Below are 18,845 nucleotides of genomic sequence, written 5' to 3'. Positions count from 1 at the left end.
CATCAAGCGTACCGCTAGTTGTTTTGCGGCGCGCTATTGTGGATAAGTTCTGCGGCAACCGCCGCTAGATCGTCAAAAACCAACGTATTGGCGGGTAGCGAACCGGCCAGTGTTTTCTCACCTTTACCGGTCTTCACCAGAACCGGTTGTGAATCGACGGCCAGTGCGGCCTTCAGGTCACTACTGCTGTCGCCCACAAACCATGTTCCCGCCAGCTCGGTCTGGTAGTGTCGGGCGATGGTTTGCAACATGCCCGGTTTCGGTTTGCGGCAATCGCATCCCTCATCGGGCCCATGCGGGCAATAGACAATCAAACCAACCTGGCCACCCTGCTCCGCTACTAACTCACGCAAACGTGCGTGCATGGCGTCCAGAGTGGCCAGATCGTAATAATCTCGGGCGATGCCGGACTGGTTGGTCGCTACTGCAACCGTCCAGCCCGCTTTGCTCAGTTGCGCAATGGCCTCAATCGATCCGGGAATCGGAATCCACTCCGCCACCGACTTGATGTAAGCGTCGGAGTCATGATTGATAACTCCATCCCGATCGAGGATCAGCAACTTCACGGTACGCCCCTTTCTCAGCCCAGCAACGAGATGTCAGCGACACCCAGGAACAGGCCACGCAGACGCGCCAGCAGCGCATAGCGGTTGGCACGCACGCTGGCATCCTCGGCATTGACCATCACGGCTTCGAAGAACGCGTCAACCGGCTCACGAAGGGCTGCCAGACGCGCGAGGGTTTCGCTGTACTGGCGCGCTTCAGCCATTGGCTGAACATCCTGATCCGCTTGCTTGATCGCCGAATACAGCGAGAACTCGTTAGCGTTATCGAAGTACTTGGGCTCGACGGTCTGAGCGATATTGCCTTCAGCTTTGCTCAACAGATTCGATACGCGCTTGTTCACCGCGGCCAACGCTGCCGCTTCCGGCAGTTTGCGGAACGCCTGAACGGCTTGAACACGCTGATCGAAATCCAGCGCCGAGCCTGGTTGCAGGGCACGAACCGACAGATAAACCGCCACTTCGACGCCTTCGTCTTCGTAACGCGCACGCAGGCGGTCGAAGATGAACTCCAGTACCTGTTCGGACAGACCGGCAGCTTTGACCTTGGCGCCGAATTGACCCACTGCAAACTTCACAGTCTCGATCAAATCCAGGTCCAGTTGCTTCTCGATCAGAATGCGCAGTATGCCCAGCGCGGCACGACGCAATGCGTACGGGTCTTTACTGCCGGTTGGCAGCATGCCGATGCCGAAGATGCCGACCAGTGTGTCCAGCTTGTCAGCGATGGCCACTGCCGAACCGGTCAATGTCGTTGGCAGTTCAGCGCCAGCACCGCGCGGCATGTACTGCTCGTTCAGCGCCAGGGCTACGTCGTCAGTCTCGCCGTCAGCCTTGGCGTAGTAATAACCGGCGATACCCTGCATTTCAGGGAATTCACCGACCATCTCGGTGGCCAGGTCGCACTTGGACAACAGACCGGCACGGGCCGCGCGTTGAGCATCGCCACCGATGCGCGGGGCGATGAATGCGGCCAGTTTGGATACACGTTCAGCCTTGTCGAAAACACTGCCCAGTTGAGCCTGGAACACGACGTTCTGCAAACGCTGGTTGAAGGTTTCCAGCTTCTGCTTCTTGTCCTGCTTGAAGAAGAACTCGGCGTCAGTCAGACGTGGGCGAACCACTTTCTCGTTACCCAGTACGATCTGCTGCGGGTCTTTGCTTTCGATGTTGGCCACGGTAATGAAGCGCGGCAGCAACTTGCCCTCAGCGTCCAGCAGACAGAAATACTTCTGGTTGTCCTGCATGGTGGTGATCAGTGCTTCTTGCGGCACTTCCAGGAAGCGCTCTTCGAACGAGCACACCAGTGGAACCGGCCACTCGACCAGCGAAGTCACTTCGTCCAGCAGGCTCGGCGGCACGATGGCAGTGCCTTCGTGCTGGGTTGCGAGTTCGTCGACGCGTTTGGTGATCAGTTGACGACGTTCGTTGAAGTCAGCCAATACATACGCGTTGCGCAGATCGCTCAGGTAGCTGGCTGGAGAGGTGATGCGAACGCTTTCTGGATGGTGGAAGCGATGACCGCGGGAGTCACGGCCAGCAGTCTGAGCCAGGATCGTGCAATCGATGACTTGATCGCCGAACAGCATGACCAGCCACTGGGTTGGACGCACGAACTCTTCCTTGCGAGCGCCCCAGCGCATGCGCTTGGGAATCGGCAGGTCGTTCAGGGAGTCTTCAACGATGGTCGGCAGCAGGCTCGCGGTTGGCTTGCCAGCAATGCTCTGGCTGTAGCGCAGCTTGGGACCGCTCTGGTCGATTTCGCTCAGATCTACGCCGCACTTCTTGGCAAAACCCAGGGCTGCCTGAGTCGGGTTGCCTTCAGCATCGAAAGCCGCCTGACGCGGAGGACCGTCAAGGTTGATGCTGCGATCAGGCTGCTGAGTCGAGAGACCAGTGATCAATACAGCCAGACGACGCGGTGCGCCATAAACCTGCTTGGCGCTGTAAGTCAGACCAGCAGACTGCAGGCCTTTTTCGATACCGGCCAGGAAGGCGTCAGCCAAAGTGTTGAGTGCTTTTGGCGGCAGCTCTTCGGTGCCCAGTTCAACCAGGAAATCTTGAGCACTCATTGTTGCGCCTCCAGCTTGGCCAGCACTTCATCACGTAAATCAGGTGGAGCCATTGGGAAGCCCAGCTTGGCGCGTGCCATCAGATAAGCCTGGGCAACCGAACGAGCCAGAGTACGAACACGCAGGATGTACTGCTGACGAGCAGTTACCGAAATAGCGCGGCGGGCGTCCAGCAGGTTGAAGGTATGAGAAGCCTTCAGAACCATCTCGTAGCTTGGCAGTGGCAGCGGCTGATCCAGTTCGATCAGGCGCTTGGCTTCGCTCTCGTAGAAATCAAACAGTTCGAACAGCTTGTCGACGTTGGCGTGTTCGAAGTTGTAGGTCGATTGCTCCACTTCGTTCTGGTGGAACACATCGCCGTAAGTCACGCGGCCGAATGGACCATCAGCCCAGACCAGGTCATAGACCGAATCGACGTTCTGCAGGTACATCGCCAGACGTTCCAGGCCGTAGGTGATCTCACCGGTCACCGGGTAGCACTCGATGCCGCCTGCTTGCTGGAAGTAAGTGAACTGCGACACTTCCATGCCGTTGAGCCAGATTTCCCAGCCCAGACCCCAGGCGCCGAGAGTCGGCGATTCCCAGTTGTCTTCAACGAAACGAACGTCATGGACCAACGGGTCCAGACCAACGTGCTTCAGCGAGCCCAGATACAGCTCCTGGAAGTTGTCCGGGTTCGGTTTGAGGACTACCTGAAACTGGTAGTAGTGCTGCAGGCGGTTCGGGTTTTCACCGTAACGGCCGTCAGTAGGACGGCGGCTTGGTTGCACGTAGGCTGCGTTCCAGGTTTCCGGGCCTACGGCGCGCAGAAACGTGGCGGTGTGGAAAGTGCCGGCGCCTACTTCCATATCGTAGGGCTGAAGTACCACACAACCTTGCTCGGCCCAGTATTGCTGGAGGGCGAGGATCAAGTCTTGGAAGGTACGCACGGCTGGCGTAGGCTGGCTCACGAAATTCACCTGTACTGGGGCTGCGATTTAAAGAGCGGGAGTATACCCGATTCAGCAGCACCTCCACCCTTGGAAGCCCTATGCCACGCTGCTATTGGTGCAACGAAGAGCCGATTTACATCGATTATCACGATCAGGAGTGGGGCGTGCCGTTGCGCGATGCGCAGAAGCTCTTCGAGTTGCTTTTGCTCGAAGGGTTCCAGGCCGGTCTGTCATGGATCACCGTTTTGAAAAAGCGTGCGCGTTACCGGGAGGTCATGTTCGGTTTTGATGTGCATCGAGTCGCCGCCATGACTGACGATGAAATCGAAGTCCTGATGCAGGAGCCGGGCATCATTCGCAATCGTCTCAAGCTCAATGCCGCCCGGCGTAACGCGCAAGCATGGTTGAGGCTGGACGACCCGGTCGAATTCCTCTGGTCGTTCGTTGGCGGTGAGCAAAAGATCAACCACCGCAAGGACCGCAGCGAAGTCCCGGCTATCACGCCCGAGGCCGAGGCCATGAGCAAAGCGCTGAAGAAAGCAGGCTTTACCTTTGTTGGCCCGACCATCTGTTACGCCTACATGCAGTCGAGCGGTATGGTCATGGACCACACCGTGGATTGTGATCGATACGCGGTTTTGGCCCGCTGATTGTCTTGCACCGTGGTGAAGGCGACGGTGCGCATTTTTAAGGTGAGAGCCAGCCCTGCTACTTCTCCCCCTTCGGCGCTTCTCCAGCGCAGGAGCTCAATCGGTTCAGATCGGTACCGCTTTTGGAGCTGCTATCGATTGTTCCATCAGCGCGGATATAGATTTTGGTTGTCGGCCATTTCGGGTTGATTTTCAAACAGCGATGTTTTTTCGAAGCTGTCCACTCAAAAAACATAAAGAAGCTTTCATCAGGAAAGATATGCCCTGAGTCTCCTGTTGCACCACCCGGAAGAATTGTCCCCCTATAGATGACATGCGTGTTATTCCAGACAAAATCCAGCTGGCTCTTTGCAGTGTCTGAATAATAGACCTCCACTCTCGGCTGACCCATGTACCAAAAACTGTAAATTGCGGTTAGCGTCAGCAGTAAAACTCGCCAGATCACCGCCAAATTTAGCCAATATGATCGGCTTATGATCCCACGGCCGATTCTGCCCAACCCGCTCGGTCCATAAAGCCAACGCCCTCGCTCGTTTGGCAAGAGCAAGCGTATGGAAATCAGGTTGGATGCCAAGTCTTCGGTAAAACGGAAAGGCCATGTACTCTTTAGTTTCGACTATTGGGTCGTAGTTATTGAGAGCTTTCATTTCCAACGCCGAAGGATGGCTTATGTTGCGGTTCATCTCGTCGGCGATGGAACTGGCCAGTTCCTCCATGCGATTGGAGTGATTGCAAGGTATATGACCTCGGCGAAAGGCAGAGTCTTCAGGTAGCTCATCCCCCCACGCGCCATAGCGGGCAGTACGCATTGAGCTGATCAGTCGGGCCCTGCACGGGCAAGTGCTGTAGCTGTGCAGCGAACCAGCCAGCCGCTTGCCCTCGCTGCTCATCATGTAAGGAGCGCCATCGACAATCTGATAGGTTTTGCCATCCTTTCCACAGGTAACCCGGTCACCTTCGTGGGAAGGACGGATGCCGTATGCATTGATCCCGGTACCGCCTTCCAGGACGGCGCCCTCCACAGCTTGTTTGATCACCCAATCCGATGTAATGCCCTATAACTATTACGCCTGGTTGCGCCATTGTGCGTCCTATCCATGTGCCTGTGCGCATCCATGCGGTTTCTTCGAATATCAGCTGCGTCAGTGACCCGCCTCACCCAGTACGGGGGGCGAAGTGATGAATATTGGATCGCGCGGAGGTGCAGATAAGGCGGGGTGCTCGACAGGTGTTATCAGCAAACTCTCTAGAGTGCGTAGTCTTGCTCCTACTTATTTTGAGCAACCGGGTTCGACATAAGTCGCTCATTTCTGCATTAACGTCATGACTAGCCAGGTCATGTGGCCTGATGGGTACAATGGCCGCCTTGAGTTTTGGGGAGTGATCTGTGGAAAAGTTTAAAGGTGCCCTAATGGTGGGCGCGTTGCGACTGTTTGCCTTGTTGCCCTGGCGCGTTGTGCAGTGGGCCGGTGCGGGTATCGGCTGGCTGATGTGGAAACTGCCGAACCGCTCTCGTGAGGTCGCGCGCATCAACCTGGCCAAATGCTTTCCGGAAATGGACCCTGCCGAGCGCGAGCGTCTGGTCGGTCGTAGCTTGATGGACATCGGTAAGACCCTTACCGAAAGCGCTTGTGCCTGGATCTGGCCTGCTCAGAAGTCAATCGATCTGGTGCGCGAAGTGGAAGGCCTCGACGTGCTCAAGGATGCCTTGGCTTCCGGCAAGGGTGTCGTTGGCATCACCAGTCACCTCGGCAACTGGGAAGTGTTGAACCACTTCTACTGCAGCCAGTGCAAACCGATCATTTTCTACCGCCCGCCCAAACTAAAAGCGGTCGATGACCTGCTGCGCAAACAGCGGGTGCAACTGGGTAACCGGGTGGCGGCCTCCACCAAGGAAGGCATTCTCAGCGTCATCAAGGAAGTGCGTAAAGGTGGCTCGGTGGGTATTCCTGCTGATCCTGAGCCGGCTGAATCGGCAGGCATATTCGTGCCGTTTTTCGCCACTACAGCCCTGACCAGCAAGTTTGTGCCCAACATGCTGGCCGGTGGAAAGGCGGTCGGCGTGTTCCTGCATGCCATGCGCCTGCCGGACGGTTCGGGCTACAAAGTGGTGCTGGAAGCTGCGCCCGAGGCCATGTACAGCACCGACACGGAAACGTCTGCCGCGGCCATGAGCCAGGTGGTGGAAAAATATGTGCGGGCGTATCCGAGCCAGTACATGTGGACCATGAAGCGCTTCAAGAAACGCCCTGCCGGAGAGGCTCGCTGGTATTAATGGGCTAGATGCAATACCGGTAGGAGCGAACTTGTTCGCGAGACGATATTCCTGATTGCACAGCACTATTGCTCGCGAACAAGTTCGCTCCTACCGGGGCTGTGTACCCGCTTAAAAAAAGCTCAACCCCACCTGAAACAACCGCTCCACATCGCGGATGTACTTTTTATCCACAAGGAACATGATCACGTGGTCGCCGGTTTCGATCACAGTGGCGTCGTGGGCGATGAGTACTTCGTCGGCACGAATGATGGCGCCGATCGTGGTGCCCGACGGCAGAGCGATGTCTTTGATGGCCTTGCCGATCACCTTGCTGGACTTGGTATCGCCGTGAGCAACCACCTCAATGGCCTCGGCTGCACCGCGACGCAGTGAGTGCACGCTGACGATATCGCCGCGTCGCACGTGGGCCAGCAAGGTGCCGATGGTTGCCAGTTGCGGGCTGACCGCGATATCGATTTCGCCGCCCTGCACCAAATCCACATAGGCCGGGTTGTTGATGATGGTCATCACCTTGCGTGCGCCCATGCGCTTGGCCAGCAGCGACGACATGATGTTGGCTTCGTCGTCGTTGGTCAGGGCCAGAAACAGGTCGGTGTTGGCGATGTTCTCTTCCAGCAGCAGATCACGGTCCGAGGCGCTGCCTTGCAGCACGACCGTGCTGTTCAGCGACTCGGACAGGTGTCGGCAGCGCGCCGGGTTCATCTCGATGATCTTGACCTGATAACGGCTTTCGATGGCTTCCGCCAGCCGCTCGCCGATATGCCCGCCGCCCGCGATGACAATGCGTTTGTAGTTCTCGTCCAGGCGGCGCATCTCACTCATGACCGCTCGAATGTCCGCCTTGGCGGCGATGAAGAACACTTCGTCATCCGCTTCGATGACAGTATCGCCTTGCGGCAGGATTGGCCGGTCACGACGGAAAATAGCCGCCACACGCATGTCGACATTGGGCATGTGTTCACGCAACTGGCGCAGTTGCTGACCGACCAGCGGGCCGCCGTAATAGGCCTTCACCGCCACCAGCTGTGCTTTGCCACCTGCGAAGTCGATCACTTGCAGCGAGCCTGGGTATTCGATCAGGCGCTTGATGTAGTTGGTAACGACCTGCTCGGGGCTGATCAGCACGTCTACGGGGATGGCATCGTTGTCGAACAGGCCTGCGCGGGTCAGATAAGCCGCTTCCCGAACACGGGCGATCTTGGTCGGGGTGTGGAATAGCGTATAGGCCACTTGGCAGGCGACCATATTGGTTTCATCGCTGTTAGTGACCGCCACCAGCATGTCGGCATCATCTGCACCGGCCTGACGAAGTACGGTCGGGAACGAGCCGCGGCCCTGCACCGTGCGGATATCCAGACGATCGCCCAGATCACGCAGCCGGTCGCCATCGGTGTCGACCACGGTAATGTCGTTGGCTTCGCTGGCGAGGTGCTCAGCCAGCGTACCGCCAACCTGCCCTGCGCCGAGGATGATGATTTTCAATCAGTTGCTCCTTGAAGCGGCGTTAGCAAACCTATGGAAATGGCGTAAATACCTGTGGGAGCCGGGCTTGGTCTGGGCGGCATTCCGACGATATAGGCGCTGCGGTCTTTCTTCAAAAAGCGCCATCGTTCATCGCGGGCAAGCCCAGCTCCCACAAGAGTTTGCATTGAATTTGAGTATCGCGAATCAAGCAGCGATCTTGATCAGTTTGGCGTAATAGAACCCATCATGCCCGCCTTCCTGCGCGAGCAGTTGGCGACCGTGTGGCTGCTTGAGGCCTGGCGGTTGCTGGGCGAGCTGACCGGCGATGTCCAGCTCACGTGCACCGGATGTCCGCGCGAGGAACGCGTCTATGACTTCGGTGTTCTCCATGGGCAGCGTCGAGCAAGTGGCGTAGAGCAGAATGCCGCCGACTTGCAGGGTTGGCCAAAGGGCGTCGAGCAACTCGCCTTGCAGGGTTGCCAGGGCCGGGATGTCATCGGCCTGTCGGGTCAGCTTGATGTCGGGATGACGACGGATCACGCCGGTTGCCGAGCACGGCGCATCAAGCAGGATGCGCTGGAACGGTTTGCCGTCCCACCACTGTGAGGTTTCCCGGGCATCGGCGGCGATCAGTTCAGCGCTCAGGCCCAGGCGTTCCAGGTTTTCGCGCACCCGCACCAGCCGCTTGGCTTCCAGATCCACCGCCACTACGCCTGCCAATGCAGGCTGGACTTCCATCAAGTGACAGGTTTTGCCACCAGGTGCGCAACAGGCATCCAGTACACGTTGGCCTGGCGCCAATTCCAGCAGATCGGCAGCCAGTTGCGCCGCTTCGTCCTGCACGCTGATCCAACCTTCGGCAAAGCCCGGCAGACTGCGTACATCGCAAGGTTCGGCCAAGAGAATACCGTCCTGACTGAATGTGCAGCCGACGGCTTCAATGTCGGCTTTGGCCAGCAGTTCGAGGTATTGATCGCGGCTGTTGTGCCGACGATTGACTCGCAGAATCATCGGCGGATGCGCGTTGTTGGCGGCGCAGATGGCTTCCCACTGTTCCGGCCAGGCGGCTTTCAACGCTTTTTGCAGCCAGCGCGGGTGCGATGTACGCACCACCGGGTCGTGTTCCAGCTCTGCCAGCAACGCTTCGCTTTCACGCTGAGCCCGGCGCAATACCGCGTTAAGCAGCGCCTTGGCCCAGGGCTTTTTCAGTTTGTCAGCACAGCCCACGGTTTCGCCGATGGCGGCATGAGCCGGGATGCGCGAATACAGGAGTTGATACAAACCCACCAGCAGCAACGCCTCGACGTCGGCATCGGCGGCCTTGAAAGGCTTTTGCAACAGTTTTGCCGCCAGTGCAGAAAGGCGCGGTTGCCAGCGGGCGGTGCCGAACGCCAGATCCTGAGTCAGGCCGCGATCACGGACTTCAACCTTGTCCATCTGCGTCGGCAGCGAACTGTTGAGCGAAGCTTTGCCGCTGAGCACAGCGGCCAGTGCCTTGGCGGCGGCTAGGCGCGGGTTCATTGTGCTGTCACCTGTTGGCCCAGCAGGGTGCCGATGGCGAATTTCTCGCGGCGGCTGTTGAACAGGTCGGTGAAATTAAGTGGCTTGCCGCCGGGCAATTGCAGCCGCGTCAGACGCAGTGCACCCTGGCCACAGGCGACTATCAGACCGTCCTTGCTTGCTTCGAGAATGACGCCTGGTTCGCCCTGCCCTTCAGCGAGGCTAGCGGCGAGGACTTTCAGGGCTTCGCCGTTCAGCGTGCTGTGGCAGATCGGCCATGGATTGAATGCGCGAACCAGACGCTCAAGCTCGATAGCGGGACGGCTCCAGTCGATGCGCGCTTCGTCCTTGTTGAGTTTGTGAGCGTAAGTGGCGAGGCTGTCATCCTGGACTTCGCCGACGAGTGTGCCATCGGCCAGACCGGCAATGGCTTGCAACACAGCAGGCGGGCCCAGTTCGGCGAGGCGATCATGCAACGAGCCGCCGGTGTCTTCAGCGGTGATGGGCGTGACGGCCTTGAGCAGCATCGGTCCGGTGTCCAGGCCCAGCTCCATGCGCATCACGGTCACACCGCTTTCGGCATCGCCTGCCTCTACAGCGCGCTGAATTGGCGCCGCACCGCGCCAGCGTGGCAGCAGCGATGCGTGGCTGTTGATGCAGCCCAGGCGCGGAATATCCAGCACCACTTGCGGCAGGATCAGACCGTAAGCGACCACCACCAGCAAATCAGGCTTGAGCGCAGCCAGTTCGGCCTGAGCCGCGGCATCGCGCAGGGTTGGCGGTTGCAGCACCGGAATATCGTGTTGCACAGCCAGTTGCTTGACCGGGCTGGGCATCAGCTTTTGTCCACGACCCGCCGGGCGATCAGGCTGGGTGTAGACCGCGATGATCTGGTGAGGGCTGTCGAGCAAGGCCTTGAGGTGTTCAGCGGCAAACTCTGGTGTGCCGGCGAAGACGATGCGCAGTGGCTCAGTCATGGGCTTCTCGTTGGGAAAGGGCATTTTGAACTGTAGGAGCTGCCGAAGGCTGCGATAAGGTTGGAACAACCTTCAGCAACAATGGCCATGGCGACCGGTTCCCGGTCGTTCGCAGCCTGCGGTAGCTCTTACAGTCAGGTAGGAATCAAGCGTTCTGTTTGTGCAGTTTTTCGAGCTTTTTCTTGATCCGGTCGCGCTTGAGGTTGGACAGGTAATCGACGAACAGCTTGCCGTTCAGGTGATCGCACTCATGCTGGATACACACAGCAAGCAGGCCTTCGGCGATTTCTTCGTAAGCCTTGCCGTCACGGTCCAGTGCCTTGATACGCACTTTTTGCGGGCGATCGACGTTTTCATAGAAGCCCGGAACGGAAAGGCAGCCTTCCTGATACTGATCCATTTCATCGGTCAGCATTTCGATCTCGGGGTTGATGAAAACCCGAGGCTCACTGCGGTCTTCGCTGAGGTCCATAACCACGACACGTTTGTGGACGTTGACCTGGGTTGCAGCCAGCCCGATACCTGGCGCCTCATACATGGTTTCAAACATGTCATCGACCAACTGACGAATGTCGGCGTCTACTACGGCCACCGGCTTGGCGATGGTGCGCAGGCGCGAATCGGGAAACTCGAGGATGTTTAGAATAGCCATATACGTAAGAGCTGCACTTGTAGGGTAAAGTCAAAATCGGCTGCTAGGCTTTGGACGTTCAAGCGGGGCAACCATTTTCACACCGAGCCGGATAGGACTCTATGTTCACGCGAAGCAACATGATAAAGGGATTCACTGCATGAGGAAATCACTACTCGCCCTGCTGCTGTTGGCCGCGACCGGTCTTGTGCAGGCGCAAGTGCAACTCAGGGAAGGCCATCCGCAGCGTTACACAGTGGTTGCCGGTGACACGCTTTGGGACATTTCAGGAAAATTCCTCAGCGAGCCCTGGAAATGGCAGGAGATCTGGCGTGCCAATCCGCAGGTCCACGACCCTGATCTGATCTATCCCGGTGACATTCTGTCGTTGAGTTATGTCGACGGTCAGCCACGGGTAACCCTCAATCGTGGTGAGTCGCGCGGCACCGTCAAACTCTCGCCCCGGGTGCGCAGCACGCCTATGGTCGAAGCAGTGCCAAGCATTCCTTTGGGGGCGATCAATGCCTTCTTGCTCAGCAACCGCATTGTGGATGCCCCCGAGCAGTTCGACACAGCGCCTTACATCGTGGCCGGTAATGCCGAGCGTGTGCTAAGCGGCATTGGTGACCGTATTTATGCGCGTGGCGCGGTGGATCCTGCTCATTCGGTGTATGGCATCTTCCGTCAGGGCAAAACCTACATCGATCCGGTGACTCAGGAAGTGCTGGGTATCAACGCGGATGAGATTGGTGGTGGTGAGATTGTTGCGTCCGAAGGCGATGTCTCCACGCTGATGCTGCAACGCTCCAATCAGGAAGTACGGGTGGGGGATCGGCTGTTTGCCAGCGAAGAACGCCCGATCAACTCCAGCTTTTTGCCCAGTGAGCCGCGTAGCAATATCAACGGCCTGATTATCGACGTACCGAGGGGCGTGAACCAGGTGGGTGTGATGGATGTTGTGACGGTGGACCGTGGCAGGCGCGATGGCCTGACAGAAGGTAACGTGCTGGCGATCTACAAGACCGGTGAGACTGTCCGGGATCGCATCACCGGTGAACAAGTCAAAATTCCTGACGAGCGCTCCGGGCTGCTGATGATTTTCCGCACCTACGAAAAGCTCAGCTACGGGCTGGTTCTTAACGCCAACCGATCCCTGGAAGTGTTGGACAAGGTCAGAAACCCTTAGCCTCATGTTGCAGAATTAATACAGATTTTTGTCCTCCACACCCCAGTTATCAAATTGTTGTTAACAGACTTATCCACAGGATTGGCCACCTTTCAAGGTGCGCCATAGATCAAGGAAGATCTCATGCCACTGTTTGAAAAAGCTGCGCCTTCGCCTGCAGAACAGGAAGCGCGACTGCGCCTGCATCGGTTGCCTGAGGTAGGGCCTAAACGATTTTTCAAGTTGATCAATGCTTTCGGCAGTGCTTCTGCTGCCCTCGGTGCGCCAGCCAGTGCCTGGCGCTCATTGGGGTTGCCAGCGGCCAGCGCCGAAGCCCGACGCGACCCGGATGTTCGCGACGGTGCTAGCGCAGCGTTGGCATGGTTAGAGCGTCCGGACCAGCATTTGCTGATGTGGGACGACCCTCACTACCCGGCATTGCTAGCGGAAATTCCTGATCCTCCCCCTCTTCTGTTTGTCGCGGGCAACCTCACTATTATGGACCGACCACAGCTGGGTATGGTCGGCAGCCGCCGTGCTTCGCGTCCGGGAATGGACACCGCTGCCGCTTTTTCCAAAAGTCTCGCCAGTGCCGGTTTTGTCATTACCAGCGGTTTAGCACTGGGCATTGATGGTGCAGCGCATCAGGCTGCCCTGGATGTTGGAGGCTCTACAATCGGCGTGTTGGGCACGGGTATCGAAAAACTTTATCCACAGCGTCATCGGTCGCTGGCAGCACGGATGATCGCTGAAGGCAGTGCCGTCGTTTCCGAGTTCCCTCTGGACGCTGGGCCCAGCGCCAGCAACTTTCCTCGACGCAACAGAATCATCAGTGGTTTATCCCTTGGAGTGCTGGTAGTCGAAGCCAGTGTTGCCAGCGGTTCTCTAATCACCGCGCGGCTCGCTGCCGAACAAGGCCGCGAGGTCTTTGCCATCCCGGGTTCGATTCACCATCCCGGTGCACGTGGCTGCCATCAGTTGATCAGGGATGGCGCAGTGCTGGTTGAGACGGTGCATCACATTTTTGAAGCATTACGTGGCTGGCAAGTCGTCGCTCCAACTGAAGCGGTGCGCACACCCGACGTCGCTATTGATCATCCATTGCTGGTGCTGCTGCACGCTGCACCCCATACCAGTGAAGCCCTTGCGCACTCCAGCGGATGGGCCTTGCCGAAGGTACTCGCTGCGCTGACCGACCTGGAACTGGACGGCCGTGTTACCTGTGAGGCGGGACGATGGTTTGCGCGCGCGGCCTGAGGTTAAACTGCCGACAATGTTTTAGCGGAGAGTGAAAATGGTCAGCAGTTGGCGTGTGCAACAAGCCGCCCGAGAGATTCGCGCCGGTGCGGTCATTGCCTACCCGACCGAGGCGGTATGGGGGCTGGGTTGTGATCCTTGGGATGAAGAAGCGGTTTACCGCCTGCTGGCGATCAAGTCGCGGCCTGTGGAAAAAGGGCTGATTCTGATCGCGGACAACATTCATCAGTTTGACTTCCTGTTCGAAGATTTCCCTGAGCTGTGGCTGGATCGCATGGCCAGCACCTGGCCGGGGCCTAACACCTGGCTGGTGCCACACCAGAACCTCTTGCCGGAGTGGGTGACCGGTATCCATGAAACCGTGGCATTGAGGGTCAGTGATCACCCTGTAGTGCGAGAACTCTGTGCACTGGTCGGGCCATTGATTTCCACCTCAGCCAACCCTGCTGGTCGCCCCGCCGCGCGAAGCCGGCTGCGGGTCGAGCAGTATTTTCGAGGGCAGATTGATTCTGTGCTGAGTGGCAGTCTGGGTGGCCGTCGCAATCCTAGTGTGATTCGCGATATAGCGACCGCAGAGGTTGTTCGGGCGGGGTAGAGCTGGTGATTACCTGTTGGAGCGAGGCTTGCCCGCGAATGGGTCGCATCGGTCGCGCGCGTAAACCGCGTTATCGTTCTTCGCGGGCAAGCCTCGCTCCAACAGTTCCGATATCAAGGAATCAAGATAGTTGAGCCGGTGGTGCGGCGGCCCGACAGTTCGGTCTGCGCTTTGCCTGCATCCTTGAGGGCAAATTGCTGAATGTTATCCACCTTGATCTTGCCGCTGGCGAGCATGTCGAACAGTTCGTCTGCCATGCTTTGCAGGTTCTGTGGGGTGTTGGCGTAGCTGCCGAGGGTTGGGCGCGTGACGTACAGCGAACCTTTACTGGCCAGAATCCCAAGATTCACGCCTGCCACTGGCCCCGATGCATTCCCGAAGCTGACCAACAGGCCGCGCGGCGCAACGCAATCGAGTGAAGTGGTCCAGGTATCCTGACCGACGCCGTCATAGACCACCGGGCATTTCTGGCCGTCAGTCAGTTCCAGTACGCGCTTGGCTACGTCTTCCTTGCTGTAATCAATCACTTCCCATGCTCCCAGTGCTTTGGCATGAGCGGCTTTCTCGGCGGAACTGACAGTGCCGATCAGCTTCGCGCCCAGCGCCTTTGCCCATTGGGTGGCCAGCGAGCCCACACCACCGGCTGCGGCATGGAACAGGATCGTTTCACCCGGTTTCACGACGTAGGTCTGACGCAGCAAATACTGCACGGTCAAACCCTTGAGCATGACGGCGGCAGCTTGTTCGAAACTGATCTTTTCCGGCAGATGCACCAGATTGGCTTCCGGCAAGGTATGCAGCTCGCTGTAGCTGCCAAGCGGACCGGTGCCGTAGGCTACGCGGTCGCCGACTTTGAAACGGCTGACTTCGCTGCCTACCGCATCAACGATCCCCGCGCCTTCATTACCAAGACCCGACGGGAAGGACGGCACCGGATACAGGCCGCTACGGAAGTAGGTTTCAATGAAATTCAGGCCGATGGCCTTGTTGCGCACACGTACCTGTTGCGGGCCAGGCTGGGCCGGTTCGAAGTCCACATACTCAAGAACTTCCGGGCCGCCGGTTGTGCTGAACTGGATACGCTTTGCCATTTTGTTCTCTCCATGATCATCGAAACAGGAATGTGAAAGCGCTCTATCGGACTCCTTCGTTTGCGCTTCGTCAACTGCGGTCGATTGGTCGCGGATGGTATGCTACGCGCCAATTTCGCTGCGCCCCTTGAAGTCCGGGTGCCCAGCCGTTTGAAGTCAGTTTAAGAGGTCGCCATGTCTTCTAGCCGCACTGAGGCCGTCAAAGCCTATTTGCTCGATCTGCAAGACCGCATCTGTACTGCCCTGGAACAGGAAGACGGCGATGCCACTTTCGTCGAGGACGCCTGGACTCGCCCTGCTGGCGGTGGTGGCCGTACCCGTGTGGTAGAGAATGGCGCGGTGATCGAGAAAGGCGGCGTCAACTTCTCTCACGTGTTTGGCACCAGCCTACCGCCGTCAGCGAGTGCCCATCGGCCTGAGCTGGCCGGACGTGGATTCGAGGCGCTGGGTGTTTCGCTGGTGATCCATCCGCACAACCCGCACGTGCCGACTTCTCACGCCAACGTGCGTTTTTTCATCGCTGAAAAAGAAGGTGAAGAACCTGTCTGGTGGTTCGGCGGCGGCTTCGACCTGACGCCCTACTACGGCGTCGAAGAAGACTGTGTGCATTGGCACCGGGTTGCCGAGCAAGCCTGTGCGCCATTTGGTGCCGACGTCTATCCACGCTACAAAGCCTGGTGCGACAGCTACTTTCACCTCAAGCATCGAAATGAGCCACGCGGCGTCGGCGGCTTGTTTTTTGATGATTTGAACCAGTGGGATTTCGATACCAGCTTTGCTTTCATCCGCGCTATCGGCGATGCCTTCATCAACGCTTATCTGCCTATCGTGCGCCGCCGAAAGGCCGACGCTTATACCGCGCAGCAGCGTGAGTTTCAGGAATTCCGTCGTGGTCGCTATGTGGAATTCAATCTGGTCTACGACCGCGGCACGTTGTTTGGTCTGCAATCAGGTGGGCGCACCGAATCGATCCTGATGTCACTGCCGCCGCAAGTCCGCTGGGGTTACGACTGGAAAGCGGTGCCAGGCAGTGAAGAAGCGCGCCTGACCGAGTACTTCCTGCAGGATCGGGATTGGTTAGCGTTGGGTTGACAGTTATTTAGCGATGAGCGAGGTCTCGGTAGGAGCGGAAATGTTGGCGCGGCGTGGTGGCAGGGACAAAGCCACGCGCACAAATTAGCTCCGACCGAGGCCGAGTCTGAAATTAAACAGGAACCCCAATGGACCACTACGTCGTATTCGGCAACCCCATCGGCCACAGCAAGTCACCGCTGATTCATGGCCTGTTTGCCGAGCAAACCGGTCAGCAGCTGGATTACCGCACCGCGTTGGCGCCGCTGGATGACTTCACTGCATTCGCAAAAGCTTTCTTCAGCCATGGCCGCGGCGCCAATGTGACCGTGCCGTTCAAGGAACAGGCTTATCGCATGGTCGACAGCCTGACTGAGCGCGCCCGGCGTGCAGGCGCGGTCAACACGTTGAGCAAGCTGGCTGACGGCACTTTGCTCGGTGATAACACCGACGGTGCTGGCCTGGTGCGCGATCTGACGGTTAACTGCGGCTTGAGCCTACAGGGCAAGCGCGTCCTGTTATTGGGCGCTGGCGGTGCAGTGCGTGGAGCGTTGGAGCCGTTGCTGGCCGAGCGCCCTGCGGTTTTGGTCGTCGCCAATCGCACTGTGGAAAAAGCCGAACTGCTGGCCCAGCAGTTTGCTGATCTTGGGCCCGTGTTCCCCAGCGGCTTCGATTGGCTGGAAGAGTCCGTGGACGTGATCATCAACGCCACCTCCGCAAGCCTGACCGGAGAACTGCCGCCGATTTCGCCGAGCCTGATCGAACCCGGTAAAACCTTCTGCTACGACATGATGTACGGCAACAACCCTACGCCTTTCTGCCGTTGGGCCGCTGAGCATGGCGCAGCGCGGTCGGTGGATGGCTTGGGCATGCTGGTCGAGCAAGCCGCCGAGGCATTTCTGCTGTGGCGCGGTGTGCGTCCGGATTCTGCTCCAGTGCTGGCGGAGTTACGTCGGCAGCTCGCTGCTTAATCCTCGAATAGAATCGGGCACTTCTCTGCCCCTTCCAGCTTGCGCAACTCATCTATCACCTGCGGCCTGGCCCGACGTAACGTCAGGGTCCGCTCGTGTTTGTTCAGGCGTCGGGCTTCCTGATGGAGCATCTCGACGCCTGAGTAATCGATAAAGTTGATGTGCTGCGCCTCAATGACCACATGCTTGCCTTCCGTGCGCTGAAGTCTTGTTTGCAGGTAATGGCTGGCGCCGAAAAATATCGAGCCGCCGACCCGCATGATGTCTTCATCGCCGTCGCGCCACTGCTGCACGCTCGGTTGCGAGGTCCGCTTGAGGTAGAAGAACAGCGAAGCCAGCACCCCCGCGTAAATAGCGGTTTGCAGCTCCAGCAGCAGAGTTGCGATGCACGTCAGGGCCATGACCAGAAACTCCGAGCGGCTGACCCGGTACAAGGCGCTGATGCCACGTCGGTCCACCAGACCCCAGCAGATCAAAAGAATCGAAGCGGCCATTGCCGGGATAGGAATATGCGCAATCAGCGAAGCCCCGGCTACGGCGAACAGCGCGACCCATAGGGCGGAAAATATGCCAGCCAGTGGTGACCTGGCACCCGCTTCGAAGCTCAGTGCCGAACGGGTAAACGAACCGGCTGACAAAAAACCCGAAAACAGACTGCCGACCATATTCGACAGACCCTGAGCGCGGACCTCCTGATTGGCGTCGATCAATTGCTGAGAGCGGGTGGACAGCGAACGGGAAATCGACAGGCTGTTGACCAGCCCCAGCATGCCCACCGCCACTGCGGATGGCAGCAGTTTGAGGATCAGTTCCGGATCCAGTGGTAGCGGGCTCAACGGCGGCAAATGCCCGGTAAAAGCAGAGACCACGCGCACATGGCCGAACATCGAAGGCCAGAGCCAGACCAGCAGGCTGGACGCGATCAGGGTGATCAGTAGCGTTGGCCAGCGAGGGACCAGCAGCTTCAAGCCAATACCCAGTGCCAGGGTCAGCAAACCCAAAACCAACGAGACTTCATCCAGTTCGCCCCGATGCTCAAGCACCGCAATCAGGCTTTTCAGGGCCGTGGTCTGGCTGGGCAAATCGATACCGATCAGGTTAGGCATCTGTCCCAGGGCAATGACTACTGCGGCGCCCAGCGTAAATCCAAGTACAACTGAATGGGAGACGAAATTGACCAGCGCGCCAAAGCGAACCATACCGAGCAACAACTGGAACAGCCCGGCAATGAACGTCAGCAACAGGATCAGGGTGATGTAATCCTGACTGGCCGGGATCGCTAGCGGGCTGATGCTGGCGTAGAGCACAACGGAAATAGCCGCCGTCGGGCCGCAGATAAGGTGCCACGAGGAGCCCCACAAACAGGCGATCATGACCGGCACGATGGCGGCGTAAAGACCGTACTCTGCGGGCAGCCCGGCAATCAGGGCGTAAGCAATGGACTGCGGCAGTGCCAGAATCGCCCCGCTCAAACCGACCACCGCATCACGCCCTACCGTGGCGCGGGTCTGTCGGGGTAGCCAGGCAAGGAAAGGCAGAAACTTATGGCGATTGAGCCAACCCATGAAACGCTCTTTGACGGATTGCGGAAGGGTAAGGGTGAGGTGTCAGGCAGCTAGGTGCAAGGC

Annotated in this window: 17 protein-coding genes; 7 read left to right on the top strand and 10 right to left on the bottom strand. The window is 58.3% G+C overall.

Translation table 11 applies throughout. The annotated features are described in order from the left end of the window. Positions 1-14: 14 nt before the first annotated feature. From gmhB to glyQ, 3 genes are read right to left on the bottom strand one after another with little or no spacing between them, the layout of a single operon-like run. The gene (gene gmhB, locus ACYASS_RS24860; protein WP_463588075.1) at positions 15-566 is read right to left on the bottom strand and encodes a D-glycero-beta-D-manno-heptose 1,7-bisphosphate 7-phosphatase; all 552 of its coding nucleotides are present in this window, start codon (positions 564-566) and stop codon (positions 15-17) included. Positions 567-580: 14 nt separating this feature from the next. Next, positions 581-2,635, bottom strand: coding sequence for a glycine--tRNA ligase subunit beta (gene glyS, locus ACYASS_RS24855; protein WP_463588074.1), 2,055 nt, complete (start codon positions 2,633-2,635; stop codon positions 581-583). Next, positions 2,632-3,585: a glycine--tRNA ligase subunit alpha gene (glyQ, locus tag ACYASS_RS24850; protein WP_020292021.1), complete on the bottom strand. Its 954-nt coding sequence runs from the start codon at positions 3,583-3,585 to the stop codon at positions 2,632-2,634. The genes glyS and glyQ overlap by 4 nt, the downstream gene beginning before the upstream one ends. 80 nt (positions 3,586-3,665) lie before the next feature. Between glyQ and ACYASS_RS24845 the strand changes: the two genes are divergently transcribed. Continuing rightward, positions 3,666-4,217 carry a DNA-3-methyladenine glycosylase I gene (locus ACYASS_RS24845; protein ID WP_463588073.1) on the top strand — a complete coding sequence of 184 codons (552 nt, stop codon included), beginning with the start codon at positions 3,666-3,668 and terminating at the stop codon, positions 4,215-4,217. A 320-nt stretch (positions 4,218-4,537) separates the two neighbouring features. On the opposite strand, the gene ACYASS_RS24840 is transcribed toward ACYASS_RS24845, so the two are convergent. After that, on the bottom strand, positions 4,538-5,254 hold the full coding sequence (locus ACYASS_RS24840; protein ID WP_463588072.1) for a PAAR domain-containing protein: 717 nt from the start codon (positions 5,252-5,254) through the stop codon (positions 4,538-4,540). Positions 5,255-5,604: 350 nt separating this feature from the next. Between ACYASS_RS24840 and ACYASS_RS24835 the strand changes: the two genes are divergently transcribed. Further along, positions 5,605-6,492, top strand: a complete 888-nt coding sequence (locus tag ACYASS_RS24835) for a lysophospholipid acyltransferase (RefSeq protein WP_122667201.1) — start codon at positions 5,605-5,607, stop codon at positions 6,490-6,492. A 111-nt stretch (positions 6,493-6,603) separates the two neighbouring features. Here the strand turns inward: ACYASS_RS24835 and trkA are convergent, their stop codons facing one another. The 4 genes from trkA to def form a co-directional block, all read right to left on the bottom strand. Continuing rightward, positions 6,604-7,977, bottom strand: coding sequence for a Trk system potassium transporter TrkA (trkA, locus tag ACYASS_RS24830; RefSeq protein ID WP_243244665.1), 1,374 nt, complete (start codon positions 7,975-7,977; stop codon positions 6,604-6,606). A gap of 186 nt (positions 7,978-8,163) precedes the next feature. Further along, entirely contained in the window at positions 8,164-9,480 is a 1,317-nt protein-coding gene (gene rsmB / locus ACYASS_RS24825) for a 16S rRNA (cytosine(967)-C(5))-methyltransferase RsmB (RefSeq protein WP_463588071.1), read from the bottom strand. After that, a complete protein-coding gene (gene fmt / locus ACYASS_RS24820; RefSeq protein ID WP_463588070.1) occupies positions 9,477-10,436 on the bottom strand; it encodes a methionyl-tRNA formyltransferase in 960 nt (319 codons plus the stop codon). The genes rsmB and fmt overlap by 4 nt, the downstream gene beginning before the upstream one ends. 145 nt (positions 10,437-10,581) lie before the next feature. After that, positions 10,582-11,088 (bottom strand): peptide deformylase, encoded by a 507-nt coding sequence (gene def / locus ACYASS_RS24815; protein ID WP_027901565.1) that lies wholly within the window; start codon positions 11,086-11,088, stop codon positions 10,582-10,584. A gap of 139 nt (positions 11,089-11,227) precedes the next feature. Here def and ACYASS_RS24810 point away from each other — a divergent pair, with 139 nt between their 5' ends. The 3 genes from ACYASS_RS24810 to tsaC all read left to right on the top strand — a co-directional run bounded on the left by ACYASS_RS24810 (position 11,228) and on the right by tsaC (position 14,084). After that, complete coding sequence (locus ACYASS_RS24810) at positions 11,228-12,253, top strand: LysM peptidoglycan-binding domain-containing protein (RefSeq protein ID WP_463588069.1); 1,026 nt, start codon at positions 11,228-11,230, stop codon at positions 12,251-12,253. Between the two features lie 123 nt (positions 12,254-12,376). Beyond that, positions 12,377-13,489: a DNA-processing protein DprA gene (dprA, locus tag ACYASS_RS24805; protein WP_463588068.1), complete on the top strand. Its 1,113-nt coding sequence runs from the start codon at positions 12,377-12,379 to the stop codon at positions 13,487-13,489. A 37-nt stretch (positions 13,490-13,526) separates the two neighbouring features. Next, positions 13,527-14,084 (top strand): L-threonylcarbamoyladenylate synthase type 1 TsaC, encoded by a 558-nt coding sequence (gene tsaC, locus ACYASS_RS24800; RefSeq protein WP_122667207.1) that lies wholly within the window; start codon positions 13,527-13,529, stop codon positions 14,082-14,084. A 113-nt stretch (positions 14,085-14,197) separates the two neighbouring features. Here the strand turns inward: tsaC and ACYASS_RS24795 are convergent, their stop codons facing one another. Beyond that, positions 14,198-15,175: an NADPH:quinone reductase gene (locus ACYASS_RS24795; RefSeq protein ID WP_463588067.1), complete on the bottom strand. Its 978-nt coding sequence runs from the start codon at positions 15,173-15,175 to the stop codon at positions 14,198-14,200. Positions 15,176-15,349: 174 nt separating this feature from the next. Between ACYASS_RS24795 and hemF the strand changes: the two genes are divergently transcribed. Next, positions 15,350-16,267 (top strand): oxygen-dependent coproporphyrinogen oxidase, encoded by a 918-nt coding sequence (gene hemF, locus ACYASS_RS24790; RefSeq protein WP_243244655.1) that lies wholly within the window; start codon positions 15,350-15,352, stop codon positions 16,265-16,267. A gap of 128 nt (positions 16,268-16,395) precedes the next feature. After that, positions 16,396-17,217: a shikimate dehydrogenase gene (aroE, locus tag ACYASS_RS24785; RefSeq protein WP_463588066.1), complete on the top strand. Its 822-nt coding sequence runs from the start codon at positions 16,396-16,398 to the stop codon at positions 17,215-17,217. Here aroE and ACYASS_RS24780 read toward each other — a convergent pair. After that, positions 17,214-18,782, bottom strand: a complete 1,569-nt coding sequence (locus tag ACYASS_RS24780; protein ID WP_463588065.1) for a SulP family inorganic anion transporter — start codon at positions 18,780-18,782, stop codon at positions 17,214-17,216. The two genes, aroE and ACYASS_RS24780, sit on opposite strands and share 4 nt — an antisense overlap. Positions 18,783-18,845: the final 63 nt, after the last annotated feature.

The organism is Pseudomonas sp. HP_14, assembly GCF_055283875.1.
The sequence above is the reverse complement of the archived record's forward strand: the minus strand, read 5'-3'. Positions and strand labels throughout refer to the sequence as shown.

Excerpts from the sequence above, each read along its gene's own strand:
- glyS (WP_463588074.1), bottom strand. The coding sequence starts at position 2,635 with ATGAGTGCTCAAGATTTCCTGGTTGAACTGGGCACCGAAGAGCTGCCG.
- ACYASS_RS24845 (WP_463588073.1), top strand. The coding sequence starts at position 3,666 with ATGCCACGCTGCTATTGGTGCAACGAAGAGCCGATTTACATCGATTAT.
- rsmB (WP_463588071.1), bottom strand. The coding sequence starts at position 9,480 with ATGAACCCGCGCCTAGCCGCCGCCAAGGCACTGGCCGCTGTGCTCAGC.
- fmt (WP_463588070.1), bottom strand. The coding sequence starts at position 10,436 with ATGACTGAGCCACTGCGCATCGTCTTCGCCGGCACACCAGAGTTTGCC.
- def (WP_027901565.1), bottom strand. The coding sequence starts at position 11,088 with ATGGCTATTCTAAACATCCTCGAGTTTCCCGATTCGCGCCTGCGCACC.
- ACYASS_RS24810 (WP_463588069.1), top strand. The coding sequence starts at position 11,228 with ATGAGGAAATCACTACTCGCCCTGCTGCTGTTGGCCGCGACCGGTCTT.
- dprA (WP_463588068.1), top strand. The coding sequence starts at position 12,377 with ATGCCACTGTTTGAAAAAGCTGCGCCTTCGCCTGCAGAACAGGAAGCG.
- tsaC (WP_122667207.1), top strand. The coding sequence starts at position 13,527 with ATGGTCAGCAGTTGGCGTGTGCAACAAGCCGCCCGAGAGATTCGCGCC.
- ACYASS_RS24795 (WP_463588067.1), bottom strand. The coding sequence starts at position 15,175 with ATGGCAAAGCGTATCCAGTTCAGCACAACCGGCGGCCCGGAAGTTCTT.
- hemF (WP_243244655.1), top strand. The coding sequence starts at position 15,350 with ATGTCTTCTAGCCGCACTGAGGCCGTCAAAGCCTATTTGCTCGATCTG.
- aroE (WP_463588066.1), top strand. The coding sequence starts at position 16,396 with ATGGACCACTACGTCGTATTCGGCAACCCCATCGGCCACAGCAAGTCA.
- ACYASS_RS24780 (WP_463588065.1), bottom strand. The coding sequence starts at position 18,782 with ATGGGTTGGCTCAATCGCCATAAGTTTCTGCCTTTCCTTGCCTGGCTA.